The 12866-nt window shown below is 55.7% G+C and carries 12 protein-coding genes; 7 read left to right on the plus strand and 5 right to left on the minus strand.

Features of this window, described 5'->3' with window-relative positions:
- Nucleotides 1-8 precede the first annotated feature (8 nt).
- Entirely contained in the window at nucleotides 9-1859 is a 1851-nt protein-coding gene (locus BUB22_RS04315) for a DNA topoisomerase IV subunit B (RefSeq protein ID WP_073114076.1), read from the minus strand.
- Between the two features lie 468 nt (nucleotides 1860-2327).
- On the opposite strand from BUB22_RS04315, the gene BUB22_RS04320 reads away from it, so the two are divergent.
- Nucleotides 2328-3044, plus strand: coding sequence for a hypothetical protein (locus BUB22_RS04320; protein ID WP_139258708.1), 717 nt, complete (start codon nucleotides 2328-2330; stop codon nucleotides 3042-3044).
- A gap of 181 nt (nucleotides 3045-3225) precedes the next feature.
- Complete coding sequence (locus BUB22_RS04325) at nucleotides 3226-5328, plus strand: M6 family metalloprotease domain-containing protein (protein ID WP_073114078.1); 2103 nt, start codon at nucleotides 3226-3228, stop codon at nucleotides 5326-5328.
- Nucleotides 5329-5455: 127 nt separating this feature from the next.
- On the opposite strand, the gene BUB22_RS17035 is transcribed toward BUB22_RS04325, so the two are convergent.
- Nucleotides 5456-5587 carry a DUF4423 domain-containing protein gene (locus tag BUB22_RS17035; RefSeq protein WP_254794630.1) on the minus strand — a complete coding sequence of 44 codons (132 nt, stop codon included), beginning with the start codon at nucleotides 5585-5587 and terminating at the stop codon, nucleotides 5456-5458.
- Between the two features lie 3 nt (nucleotides 5588-5590).
- Here BUB22_RS17035 and BUB22_RS16620 point away from each other — a divergent pair, with 3 nt between their 5' ends.
- Both BUB22_RS16620 and BUB22_RS04335 read left to right on the plus strand, forming a co-directional pair.
- The gene (locus tag BUB22_RS16620; RefSeq protein ID WP_175547228.1) at nucleotides 5591-5740 is read left to right on the plus strand and encodes a hypothetical protein; all 150 of its coding nucleotides are present in this window, start codon (nucleotides 5591-5593) and stop codon (nucleotides 5738-5740) included.
- 287 nt (nucleotides 5741-6027) lie between these two features.
- On the plus strand, nucleotides 6028-6774 hold the full coding sequence (locus BUB22_RS04335) for a bifunctional hydroxymethylpyrimidine kinase/phosphomethylpyrimidine kinase (protein ID WP_254794631.1): 747 nt from the start codon (nucleotides 6028-6030) through the stop codon (nucleotides 6772-6774).
- 61 nt (nucleotides 6775-6835) lie between these two features.
- On the opposite strand, the gene typA is transcribed toward BUB22_RS04335, so the two are convergent.
- Entirely contained in the window at nucleotides 6836-8671 is a 1836-nt protein-coding gene (gene typA, locus BUB22_RS04340; protein WP_073114080.1) for a translational GTPase TypA, read from the minus strand.
- 97 nt (nucleotides 8672-8768) lie between these two features.
- Here typA and BUB22_RS04345 point away from each other — a divergent pair, with 97 nt between their 5' ends.
- On the plus strand, nucleotides 8769-9221 hold the full coding sequence (locus tag BUB22_RS04345) for a hypothetical protein (RefSeq protein ID WP_139258709.1): 453 nt from the start codon (nucleotides 8769-8771) through the stop codon (nucleotides 9219-9221).
- A 101-nt stretch (nucleotides 9222-9322) separates the two neighbouring features.
- On the opposite strand, the gene BUB22_RS04350 is transcribed toward BUB22_RS04345, so the two are convergent.
- Both BUB22_RS04350 and BUB22_RS04355 read right to left on the minus strand, forming a co-directional pair.
- Complete coding sequence (locus tag BUB22_RS04350) at nucleotides 9323-10564, minus strand: hypothetical protein (protein WP_073114081.1); 1242 nt, start codon at nucleotides 10562-10564, stop codon at nucleotides 9323-9325.
- A 216-nt stretch (nucleotides 10565-10780) separates the two neighbouring features.
- Nucleotides 10781-11272: a peptide chain release factor-like protein gene (locus BUB22_RS04355; RefSeq protein WP_073114082.1), complete on the minus strand. Its 492-nt coding sequence runs from the start codon at nucleotides 11270-11272 to the stop codon at nucleotides 10781-10783.
- Between BUB22_RS04355 and BUB22_RS04360 the strand changes: the two genes are divergently transcribed.
- Both BUB22_RS04360 and BUB22_RS04365 read left to right on the plus strand, forming a co-directional pair.
- Nucleotides 11267-12004, plus strand: a complete 738-nt coding sequence (locus BUB22_RS04360; RefSeq protein ID WP_073114083.1) for a hypothetical protein — start codon at nucleotides 11267-11269, stop codon at nucleotides 12002-12004. The genes BUB22_RS04355 and BUB22_RS04360 overlap by 6 nt on opposite strands.
- A complete protein-coding gene (locus tag BUB22_RS04365) occupies nucleotides 12005-12844 on the plus strand; it encodes a hypothetical protein (protein ID WP_139258710.1) in 840 nt (279 codons plus the stop codon). It begins immediately after the preceding gene.
- Nucleotides 12845-12866 lie beyond the last annotated feature (22 nt).

Genomic DNA, 12866 nt, shown 5'->3' on the forward strand with positions numbered 1-12866 from the left:
CGTCTAAATTAAAGTTCCTCTACCGCTTCGGTGCGCAGGTTTTCGACGATGTAGTCCTGGCGGGCCTGGGTGTTCTTGCCCATGTAGTATTCCAGCAGCTTGCCGAGCGAAGCGTCGCTTGGCATGGTGACGGTCTCCAGGTGCATGTTTTCGCCGATAAGCAGCTTGAAGTCCTCGGAATCCATTTCGCCGAGACCTTTGAAGCGCGTGATTTCCAAATCCTTCTTGTTGATTTCCTTCGCGGCCTTGTCGCGTTCCTCTTCGTCGTAGCAGTAGAAGGTCTTCTTCTTGTCTTTGCGGTTGCGCACGCGGAAGAGCGGCGCCTGCAATATGTAGAGGTGTTTTTCCTGCACGAGTTCCGGGAAGTACTGCAAGAAGAACGTCATCACAAGGAGGCGGATGTGCATGCCATCCACGTCGGCATCGGTCGCGATAATCACCTTGTCGTAGCGCAGGTCCTCGAGCCCGTTTTCGATGTTGAGGGCGGCCTGGAGCAGGTTCCATTCCTCGTTCTCGTACACGATTTTCTTGGAGAGGCCGTAGCTGTTCTTCGGCTTGCCGCGCAGGCTAAACACCGCCTGGGTCTTGGGGTTGCGGGCCGTGGTGATGGTACCGGAGGCGGAATTACCCTCGGTAATGAATATCATGGTCTCGCTCTTGAGCGGGTTCTTGGCGTCGGTGAGGTGCACGCTGCAGTCACGGAGCTTCTTGTTGTTGAGGTTTGCCTTCTTGGCGCGCTCGTTGGCGAGCTTCTTGACACCGGCCAGTTCCTTGCGCAACTTTTCGTTCTGGTTGATGCGTTCCAGGAGCTTCTTGGCCGTATCCTCGTTCTTGTGGAGGTAATTGTCCAGTTCGCGGGCCACAAAATCCACAATCCAGGTACGGAGTGCAGGGCCGTTGGGGGCCGTGGTGGTAGAACCCAGCTTGGTCTTGGTCTGGGATTCGAAAACCGGTTCCTGGATGCGCACGGAAATGGCTCCCACAATGCAGTTGCGCACGTCGGAAGCGTCGTATTCCTTCTTGAAGTGGTCGCGCACGCCCTTCACCAGGCCCTCGCGGAATGCCGCCTGGTGGGTACCGCCCTGGGTGGTGTGCTGGCCGTTCACAAAGCTGAAGTAGTGTTCGCCTTCCTGGTTCGAGTGCGTGATGGCGAACTCGATATCCTTGCCTTTGCAGTGGATGACCGGGTAGCGGATGGTGTCGTCGGTACGGCTGTGGAGCAGGTCCAGAAGTCCGTTCGGGCTGTTGTAATCCTTCCCGTTCATCACCAGCGTGAGCCCGTTGTTCAGGTAGGCGTAGTTCCAGATTTTCTCTTCCATGTAGGCGGGGAGGAACCGGAAGTTCTTGAACAGGTCGTTATCGGGCTCGAAGTAGATTTCGGTGCCGTTTTTCTCGGTGGTGGAGGTAATCTTGAAGTCCTTCACCAAGATGCCCTTGCTGAATTCGGCGCGCTTGACCTTGCCGTCGCGGAAACTTTGTACGATAAACTTTGTAGAGAGCGCGTTCACCGCCTTGGTACCCACGCCGTTCATGCCCACGGACTTCTGGAAGGCTTCGGAATCGTACTTGCCGCCCGTATTCATCTTCGACACGCAGTCGATGACCTTCTCGAGCGGGATGCCGCGGCCGTAGTCGCGCACGCGGCAGCTGTGGTCTTCCATGTCGATTTCAATCTTCTTGCCCGCGCCCATGGCGAACTCGTCGATGGAGTTGTCGATAACTTCCTTCGCGAGAACGTAGATGCCGTCGTCGGGGCTCTGTCCGTCGCCCAGCTTGCCGATGTACATACCGGGGCGGAGCCTAATGTGTTCGTACCAATCTAGAGTCTTGATGCTGTCCTTGTCGTACTTTACAGCCATTATCTACCTGTCTGCTTACCTTTGCAAAACTAAAAAAGTGCCTTTTTTCGCCAATTTTAAGAAATTTCGCGAGAATTCTGGCGGTAATTGCCCGGACTCGCGGCTCCGGTCCGCCCTTTGCCCCCAATATAGCAAAATTTTTTGTCAAAGAGTGACAATTTGTGCAGTAATATGGGAGGCTCTGCTGGGCCAATCTGTACGCCCGACCTCGGCTAGCAAAAAATCCTCATTCCGTAAGCCCTTCCAAAACTGTTTTTCGGCTGCATGACCGATTTTTTTACGCTGAAATGGTCATTCGGCGGTCCGCAGCATGTTCGCTGCTATACGGCCTGGCCTAACAGAGCCAGAGGGTCATTTTCGCAGAGTTTTCGCAGTTTCGACCCAAAAGTACGGTCTGGCCCGACAGAGCCCCGTTATTACGTGTACAGTTGTTCGCCTCCGTACTTGAATGCCTTTGAGCGATACTCTTTGGGTTGGCAGGTCCCGCGAACATTGTCGGAATCGGACGAGGAGCAGGAACTGTTCGATGTTACCCAGAACGACGGCCTAGTACTTCCCAGTAAAAATCCGAATGAGTATTACTTTTTGGATTACCGCATGCAAAAGGGCTTTGATGCCGGACTCCCGATGCACGGGATGCTCGTTTGGCACATTACTTACGACAAGACGGCGTGGAGCAAGAACGAGTTGAACGTGTCGGACCTCCAGCGTGTGGACTTGATCGAGGCCGATGGCAAGGGAAACCAGCCATCGCGCTGGGGCTATAAGCAAGGAACGTACGAGGGGGATCCGTTCTCCGGTAACGAAAGAAAGACTTCTATCAATAACTTTGCCTTGTGGAGCGGAGAGAGCCTTGGCGTGAGTTTGTCTGAAATCACCGAGACCGACTCGTCGGTAAAGTTCAAGATCGCCTACAGCAGCGGCAGTCTTGTGTTCCTGAGTTCCTCGAGCGAAGCCATGAGCTCGTCCAGCGAAGTGCTTTACAGCTCCAATTCGGTCGTGGAGAGTTCCAGCTCGGTTGGACTCGAGTCCAGTTCCAGTGCCGAGGAACCTTCGACTTCTAGTAGCGAATCGTTTGATCTTGTACGCAAGAACATTTACGGGGAGCCGGAACTCAACGTGCTTTCGCGCGAGCGCTTCTACGACTTGAAGGGCCGCCGTGTTTCTGCGCCCAAGAATCACTAGGGTATGTAAATTGCGTGTAAAAAACACGTTTTTTACACGTTAATTCGTTGGGGGCTGCTCTCAATAAAGTGCGTTGATATATTTTCATCTTGAGGTAATGGAAATGAATCGACACATTATAGTTGGTTTTATTTGTTTGGTTTTTTGTGCGGGGGCGTTTGCCCGCCCCGCAAATCCCTTCTTGATTCTAAAACAGCAGCCGGATGGCAGCGTAGTCTCGGTCTTTGAACACGGGGACGAAAACTACCATTATGAGACGACTTCCGATGGTTACCTGGTTTTGAAGGACGAGGACGGTTTTAGGAAGTTTGCCGACGAGAATGCGGAACCTTCGGAATTTAAGGCGGAGAATGTGGATGCCCGTTCAGTAAAGGCGACGGCGTTCTTGAAATCCAAGAATCTTTACAAGATGCTCGCTAGGCATCGCGAAAAGCATCCAGATGCTTACCCCGACCAGCAAAAGCGCCTTATGGAAGGGTTCAGGTTGAACCACAAGGTGCCTGCGCAGGAGTCTTCGGTGCCCGTGATGTACCGCCCCGAACCGTTCACCTTTACCAAGGGGGAAGTACGATTCCCCGTTTTTTTGGTGACCTCGAACGACGGCACCGATGAGCGCACCTTCTCGGATGCCGAGGTCGCTGCTTACAACGACCAGTGCAACAAGGAAGGCTATTCCGAGGACTCCCATTACGGCAGCATTCGTGACTACTTCAAGGTATCGTCGAATAATATCTTTAGGCCGACGTTCGACATGGTCCCCGTGAAGGTTAATGTCAATATGGCATCGGCGGGCTCCGATGAGGGTTCTTTTGTGAAGGCGGTTGTCAAGGCGGGCGCTGCCGCCATAGGCGACGCCAACCTCAACAAATACGACGCCGATGGCGACAAGGTGATAGACGGTTTTGGCATTGTGATGGCCGGGCCCGAAAAAAATACGGGTATGTGGGGGCACATGTACTGGTACTCGGTCTATGACCGCTATACCAAGTACAACGGCTACAAGTTCGAACGGTATTTTTTGATTGCGCAGCTGGCGGACGACGGCGCGAACAATGGCATTGGCGTCATGACCCATGAATTTAGCCACGTGCTTGGGCTGCCCGATTTTTATTCGAACTACGAGGATGAATGGGTCCCTGGGCCATCGCCGTACGATGTAATGACCCAGGGTATGTACAACGGTTATAGTTACAGTACGGGGGGACTGGGGCGTCAGCCTCCCAAGTACAGTGCCTTTGAGAGGGAATCCATGGGTTGGATGAAAATCGAGGAGCTTAAGGAATCGGACGACGTTTATGTTTTGCCGAACATCGATGCGAACAAGGCGTACTCCATTACCAACCCCTCGAATCAGGATGAATTCTATGTGATCGAGTATCGCCCCGGCATTGGCTGGGACTCCAAAATCTCGGGCACCGACTTTGACAACAAAAGCGCCGAGACCGGCGTGTACATTTGGTATGTCAATTACACCAGTGATGCCTGGGACTACTTCCCCAACAAGGGCGATGCTCGGCGTTACACGCTTGCGGCGACGCTCGTTGGCAGCGGAAGCAATTCGGGTACAAAGCAGTTTAGCGCCTCGAATCCGCCGCGCAGGACCATGGCCACCTTCTCGAGCCGCTACAACGTGTACAACATGCTAAAGTCCGGCAAAGACCGGGTTTGCTTCTCCACAAAGCAGTCGGTGGGTGTGAACAGCTGCCCGGAACTGGCGAGCAGCAGTAGCGTTGCCCCAGTGAGCAGTAGTAGTGCAAGTGCCGTGAGCTCCAGCAGCTGGGCGGTGGCAAGTTCCAGCAGTACTAGTGTGTGGAGAAGTTCCAGTAGTGTGCAGCCGGTGAGCAGTAGTAGTGCAAGTGTCGTGAGCTCCAGCAGCTGGGCGGTGGCAAGTTCCAGCAGTACTAGTGCGTGGAGAAGTTCCAGTAGTGTGCAGCCGGTGAGCAGCGTGGCCGAACTTTCGAGCAGTTCCAGCATGGTCTGGTGGCCGATTTCCTCCAGCAGTTCCTCGATGGAGGGGGACTCCTCGACGACCGCGATTTTGGAAGTCTCGCTGAATGCGGCGTGTTCGCTGGACCTCGATGGGCGTGTGCTCAATGTGCGAACCCCGAGCGCTGGGGCAAAGACGCTTCGCGTGTTCGACTTGCAAGGCAACGAATTGACCCGCTACGGCTTTGACGGGGCGGAAGGACGGTTCGACCTTTCGGGCCTGGGCAGTGGCGCCCGCGTGGTGCGCGTGACCGTCGGCAGGGTGCTACTTAAAGTCCAGCGCATTGTTCTGAAGTAGTTTTTTTAGAAGTGCTAAAAGGCCTCCGTGTGGAGGCCTTTTGCTTTTTGGTTTTTAGGGAATTACTTTTTACCGCCCACTTGGAATAGGGCGAATTGCATTTGGAACACCTTGTCGGCGGCGAGCTTTAGGCAATGCTGGTGGAAGCCGCGCAGGGCGAGTTTGAGGTGCGGTCGCCGGTGGTGATGGCGCTCTCGGTGAGCACGTACTTGCCGCTGGCGTCCTTTTTGATCAGCTGGCATTCCTCAAGCAGTCGCACGGATTGCTTGGCCTCTTCGGTGCAGACTTCCTTTTGCGCATGCTCGACGACCAGGGGTTCTTCTACATGACGGTCTTTGACAACTGGGGTATGGGGAGCCGCTATCTTTGCGTGTTCAGCACCGGCGACGACAACTACTTCGACCTCGGCTAGCAAAAAATCCTCATTCCGTAAGCCCTTCCAAAACTGTTTTTCGGCTGCATGACCGATGTTTTTACGCTGAAATGGTCATTCGGCGGTCCGCAGCATGTTCGCAGCTATACGGCCTGGCCTAACAGAGCCAGAGGGTCATTTTCGCAGCGTTTTCGCAGTTTCGACCCAAAAGTACGGTCTGGCCCGACAGAGCCATATGGGAAGTTTGGGGAGAGAGGCGTATAAGCGAGGTTGTTTTTCTAAAAAAAGAATTAGCATAAGATACTTAATTTTTTTATTTTGTTAATATGTCGTGTAAAAAAATGACATATGCGCTTACTGTGGCGGGCTTCGACGGAAGCTCCGGTGCGGGCCTTGTTGCCGACATCAAGACGATGGCGCATTTCGGCGTGTACGGCCAGGCGGTGTGTACGGCGCTCACGCAGCAGAACGAGGAAGAGTTTGTCGCCCCGGGCTGGGTCATATGGGACCGCATCGAGGCACAACTCGGGACGCTCTTTAAGAAGCACAAGTTCAAGTACGTGAAGATTGGCCTTGTGGAAAAGGCGCGCACGCTCAAACGCGTCGTTGAGATTGTTCGTAATGAATCTCCGGACGCATTTATCGTGTGGGACCCGATTGCCTCGGCGAGTGCGGGTTTCCACTTCATGCGCGAAACTGACAAGTTTATTCCCGTAATGAAGTCGATTGACCTTGTGACCCCGAACCAGGACGAGTTTGCGTACTTGGGTTTGGGACTTGCGGAATCCCGCGGCGAAATCCACATGGGGCAGGACTTTGCGGTGCTCCTGAAGGGCGGGCACGCGCGTGGCAAGGAATCTGTAGATACGCTTTGGTATAAGGATGAACGGTGTAAGTTCAGAAGCCCGCGGCTCCCCGGCAAGGGAAAGCACGGAACGGGCTGCGTGCTCAGTTCTGCAATCCTTGCGAACGTGGCGCTCGGGCACGATCTGCCGGAAGCCTGCCAGATAGCAAAGAACTATATGGACGAGTTCCTCCAGAGCGGGGAAGGGCGTCTCGGGTTCTTGGTATAGGACTAGCAGTTACAAGAAAAGCCCCGCATTGCGGGGCTTAATTTTTTGCGCGAACGGTCTCTTAATCGTCGTCTTCGGCCGGCTTCTTGGACATCTGCTTGCGCTTGATCGGGTCGAGCTCGGTCTTGCGGAGGCGGAGAATTTCCGGCGTAACCTCGATGCATTCATCTTCGTTGATGAAGGTGACGCATTCTTCCAGGGTCATGCGGCGGTACGGGGTCAGCTGAATCATGTCGTCAGCGGACTTGGAACGCATGTTGGTGAGGTGCTTGCCCTTCGTGACGTTCACGATGATATCGACGTCGCGGTTGTGTTCGCCCACGATCATGCCCGGATAAACTTCCGCACCCGGTCCAATGATGAGGTAGCCGCGGTCTTCCAGGTTCGAAAGCGCGTAGCTTGCTGCTTCGCCCGGTTCCTTCGCGATAAGCACGCCGTTGATGCGTGTCGGGATTTCGCCCTTGTACGGCTGGTATTCCTTGAAGAAGGACTGCGTGACGGCGTAACCCTTCGAGAGCGAGAGGAGCTTCGGGCGGATACCGATAAGGCCACGGGATGGCACGATGAACTCGAGCGTCACGCGGTCGTTGTCGTCGGTGACCATGTTCACCATTTCGCCCTTGCGCTGCTGGATTTCCTGGATGCAGGCGCCACTGAATTCGTTCGGGACTTCGACCTTGAAGTCTTCGACCGGTTCGAGGAGCTTGCCGTTCTCGTCGTTGTGGAAAATCACCTGCGGAGAGCCAATGGTGAATTCGTAGAGCTCGCGGCGCATGTTTTCCACGAGAATCGTGAGGTGCAGAATGCCACGGCCCGATACCTTGAACGTGGAGGCGCCGTCGACCTTCTCGACGAGGAGGGCGGGGTCTGCCATGTGGGCGCGTTCCAGGCGTTCCTGGAGCTGGTTACCCGTCATGAATTTGCCACCGTACTTGCCGGCGAGGGGCGAGGTGTTCACGGTGAAAATCATGGAGATGGTCGGCGGGTCGATGTGGATGCGCGGCAGGTGCTTCGGGTTGTTCGCGGCGCTGATGGTATCGCCGATATCGAACGTGTCGAGGCCTGCGATAAGCACGATTTCGCCCGGGCCCGCTTCGTCAACCGGCTTCGGGGTAAGGCCTTCGTAGCGCAGAATCTTCTGCGGGCGGATCGTCTTCACGGTGCCGTCGGTAAAGGACTGCGCGTAGGTCTGGTTCGGCTTGAACACGCCCTGCTGCACGCGGCCCACGGCCAGGCGGCCAAGGAAGGTCGAGTATTCGAGCGATGCAATCTGCAGGAGCGGTTCTGCAGCCGGGTCGCCCTTCGGGGCCGGAATGCGCTCGATAATCTTGTCCATGAGGATGCTGAAGTCGCCGTCCGGGTCTTCCATCTCGGCCTTGCAGATGCCCTTGCGACCGCTGCCGAACACCTTGTCGAAGTCGAGCTGTTCTTCGTTGGCGTCGAGCTCGCAGAAGAGGTCGAACACCTTGTCGAGGGCGCCGTGCGGGTTGCAGCCGTCACGGTCAATCTTGTTCACCACCACGATGGGGATGAGCCCGAGTTCGAGAGCCTTCTGCGTCACGAAGCGGGTCTGGGCCATCGGGCCTTCAAATGCGTCCACCACCAGAAGAACGCCGTCCACCGTACCGAGAACGCGTTCCACCTGGCCACCGAAGTCGGCGTGCCCCGGGGTATCGACGATGTTCACGCGGTAGCCCTTGTACATGACGCTCGTGTTCTTGCTGAGAATGGTGATGCCGCGTTCACGTTCCAGGTTGTCGGAGTCCATCACGCGTTCGTTGACTTCTTCGCCTTCGTGGAAGGTTCCGCACTGCTTGAGGAGCTGGTCCACCAGGGTGGTCTTGCCGTGGTCAACGTGGGCGATGATGGCGACGTTTCTGATTTTTGATTGATCCATAAAATCTGCCTGTGTTTGTAATTTTTGCGCGCAAATTTAGAAATTATGGCCCGAAATGGCAACGTTTGGCATGCAGGTTTACTATATTTGGGCTACTATGGCAAAAGAACAAGACGAATTTGAAAATGATGACGAGATGAGCGAGGAAGCGAAGGAGTTCTTCCCCGAGGAAGAAGGCCTTGCCCCCGTTGTCCGCGACTACAGTGAACGCCGCATCTTGATTTGGGAAGAAGACGATGCCCGCCGCAACGCGTGCCTGGAAGTGCTTTCCGACGTGCTTGTCGGGGCTTTCTTCAAGGCGGTGAAGACCGAGGCCGAGGCCATGGAGCAAATCGAGAACGACGACTGGGATACGTTTGTTGTGGACTTCTATACCGAAGGGGTCTCTTCGAGCGACTTCATCAAGTGCGCGAACAACTACCCGGGTTCGATTCTCGTGGCCATCAACATGGCGCCGCTCACGCTCCCCGACGAGCGCGACCCGGCCAAGACCGAACTCCTGCGCCGCCTTTTCGATATGGAAAAGCCGACAGTCCAACTGCACGGCTAACCCTGAAAATTTCACGGAATTTAAAAGCGGGTCGGCGAACAGCCGACCCGCTTTAATGTTTACCGCACCGGAGGGACCGCCCATAGCGTCCCTCCCTAGTCTCATAGCCTTCCAGGAGTAGGAGAGCCCAAACTCCAGTTCTCGGGATTCTCGCGGTCATCCCACGCGCCGATGTTCAGCTGCGAACTGCGGGCAACCGTTGCCGACGAACTGTTCAGGGGCACTGCGGTGAGGTGCAGGCTGTCCACCTTCCCGTAATACACGGAATCGAGCACATCGCCGTCGCAGTGGAACACGATGGACGATGCCGTCGAGGAATTCGACTTGTTGAACGCGGGCATCTTCTCCACCAGCCGGAACTCCTCGGGCACCACCTCGCTGGAATCGCTCCCGATAGCAAGCGCCCTCCGGGGAGGCAGTTCCACCGGGCGAATCGCGGAGGATTCCTTGAGGGCGGATGTCTTCCCGATAAAACAGTCCCCGATGAGCAGTGTATCGTTGCTCCCGTTGTAGACCTCCACGAAGTCGAAGGCGATAGAATCGTTTTTTGAATTTACGAGGAATTCACTGATCACGAGGTCGCCCTCCTTCACCTTCCTGCGGGTGGCGGGGAGCGTGAGCGGAATCTGGAGTTCCACGTCGTCCGCTATCTGCAGGGCGATTTTCGTCTTGGCCCGGAGGGAATTTATCGAGAGTTCCGGTACCGGAGTGTTCTCGTCTATACGGAGCGTGTCCAGCATGCTGTAGATTTCCACGCCGGAAGAATCCCGCAGGGAGAGCGTAACCGCATAGTCGAGCCCGAGCGCCAGCATCTCGCTCTTGAAGGTGGCGTTCAGGCCCGAGGTTTCCATCGGGTAGGTGAACGTGGCCTGCGATGAGGCGAGCGTGAGTGTGCCCGAGGCGATACCCGCCGGATTGCCGAACCCGAGGGGGATTTCCACGTACACGAAGCCGACGAGGGCGTGCATCGGGATAGATACATCCACGGTGCTGCCGGCCTCGAGCTTCATCTCGATTTCTCCCTTCTGCATCAGCGCCCCGTTCGCGTAGAGCATCGCCCTGAACTTCCAGTGGTCATGCGGGAAAAGGTCCAGGTCGAAGCGCGCATCCTTCGCGCCTGCCGTGAGGTGGAGCGAATCCGCGCCAACGCATTCCACGACGATGCTGTCCATAAGCGGCACTTCGACGTGGGTGACGCGGAGCGCCACGCTTGCGGTTTTCCCTTCGAGCGAACCTGTCGGTGCACCTTCGGACGATTCGGAACCGCAGTTCCAGAACGGGACTGCGCACAGGGCCATGGCGAGCGTGCACACGGCCTTCTTGATCATTTTGGTAGGACTCATAAAACCTCCTGTGTTGGGTGGTCCTACCCTTAAAACGGTTTAAAACGGAAAATGAGCCAAATCGTCGAAAAAATTTTTTGGAGCAATAAAAAACGCCCCCTTACGGGCGTCTAATCAGCAGTTGATCGATATGATTAATCGCCGGCGCAGTTTAAAACCGACAAACTCAGTTTAAAACCAACAGATTCAGTTTAAAACCGGCGAATTAATACTGGCTTACAGTTTCAGTTTCGCCTTCCCGCCGGCAACGCGCTGGTTCTGCAGCTTTTCTGCGCAGGCCTTGTCTTGCCTGAGTATCTTCACGAGGGCACTCGGGCTTATGCCGAACGCCTGTGCCGCAGCCTTCGTGTCTCCGTTCTTGGTCGCCATGATGTCGAACACGTGTGCCACGAACAGCGGGAACAGTGCGTTGCTTGTCTGTATGTGCCCGTTGCTCCCGGGGAAGGGGATTTCTGCCGCGGGTGGCGTTTCACGCACGTTCAGGGCAAGAGCCATCTGCATGCGGTGCAGCGCGTGGGTCTTATTTTCCTTCGCGCTCCTCGCTTCGCAGGATTTGATTTCTAAATTGTACTGCGGAAGGTTCAGCTGGACTCCGGTATTGGTCTTGTTGCGGTGTTGCCCGCCCGGGCCAGACCCCTGGAAACCCTTCTGGGTGCAGGCGGCGAGCAGCTGGTCCAATGTCATTCTGAGGTAGGTATCGCGATGCATGACCTGAAAAATAAAATAGTTGTGGCGCTTGTGGCTCTGCTTGCGCTTGGTTTTGTCGCCTGTGCGGGCACGTCCGAAAATTCCGGAGCCAAGGATGCGGCCTCGGGCTCGAACGAGGTTTCTGCCCAGGTGAAGGATGCCCTGTACGAGGGCCAGCAGCAGGACAAGCAGGCCCTGCTCGAAATCATGTTCAACAACTTTATCGCCGCCGTGCGTGATGGCGCCCCCGCAGATACCCTTTACGCCTTCTTGACCGATACTTCGGAATACTGGCTCGATACGCTCGAGAACCACGCCCGTACCTACAAGCCCGAAGATATCGATACCTGCCAGTTCTACGAGGCCTATTCCATTATCCTCTACCGCCTTTACGAGCGCGAGCACCTGTGGGCCACAGACGAAGACCGCATGCTGTTCATGATGCTCAGCAAGAGCGGTATGTTCGACAGGCTTACCAACCTGCCGCTTGGCCCCATGAAGGTGAAAAACGACCGCGGGAGCATCGGGCTTGCCAAGAGCCCCGAAGTGCCCATCATGATTTTCGAATGGGACGACAAGGAATGGAAACTCAACTTGCCCGAAACGATTCCGCTCATTACGAAGGGCATTGAATCCATCGCAGTCAAGAAGAACTGGACGGCAAGGAAACTCGCGCTCTATTGGATAGAGAAGGAATACCGCATGACGTATTCCCGCCTCGACGAGAGCCTACTTGAGCCTATCGGATTCTAGATGCGTGTCGTTTTTCTCTTATTGCTAGCCGCCATTTGCGTACACGCCGCTCCGGCAAAACTGGTGGGCGCGGTCGATTCGAAGGCTGAATTCAGCGGGAACCGCCTCTTTGCGGTTCTCGATTCCGTGGGTGGCCCCGGAACCTGGATGGAATGGGATGTGAACGGTATTCGCGACCCCTCCGTGATGGGCGTGCTGGACCCTCTGCTCAAGTCAAGCAACAAGCCGAAGATGGTGTGGGTGCTTTCGGAACGTAAGTTGCCGCTCCTGTGCGCGCTGCTCCCGAAGGGGGCGGGCGAGGTGCTGGTGTTCTACGAGCTTAAAGCCCTCGATGCCAAGCCCGTGCCGCTCGAGATGAACCGCGTGCTGAACCCCGAAGTGGTGTTCCGCGACTACCGGCAGGTGAGCGCATCCGAGTTCGTGCATCTGGACAGGCCGAGCCTGAAGGTCTCGGCGAATGACAAGTACATCCGCTTCAGCTATTCCAAGCCAGATGCGACCCCGCTCCGCTTTGACAGCGATTTTGAGAAGAAGACGACCGTCGAGAAGAAAAACGAGATAAACAACTACCGTGCGTTTTTCGAGTACGAGTACGCCCTGATGCTCCGTGCCTTCGTGCAGTCCACCCGCGCGCTTTTTAACTGGCAGGCGTGGCACTGGTACATGCCCGCGTTCAACGCGAAGGCCATGATTTCGGATGCCGAACTTACGGCGATTTTCAAGAAGGGCGTGCCCCCGCAGTCCTATACCATATTCCGGACGAAGGCGGTGGGCGGCCAGTGGGTAGAATTCAAGACCAACGGCAACGGATTTTACGAAATGGTCATCACGAACCCGTAATCTTTCATGTGCCTATTTTGTA

This window comes from Fibrobacter sp. UWCM (genome assembly GCF_900129735.1).
In the GTDB taxonomy this organism is placed as follows: domain Bacteria; phylum Fibrobacterota; class Fibrobacteria; order Fibrobacterales; family Fibrobacteraceae; genus Fibrobacter.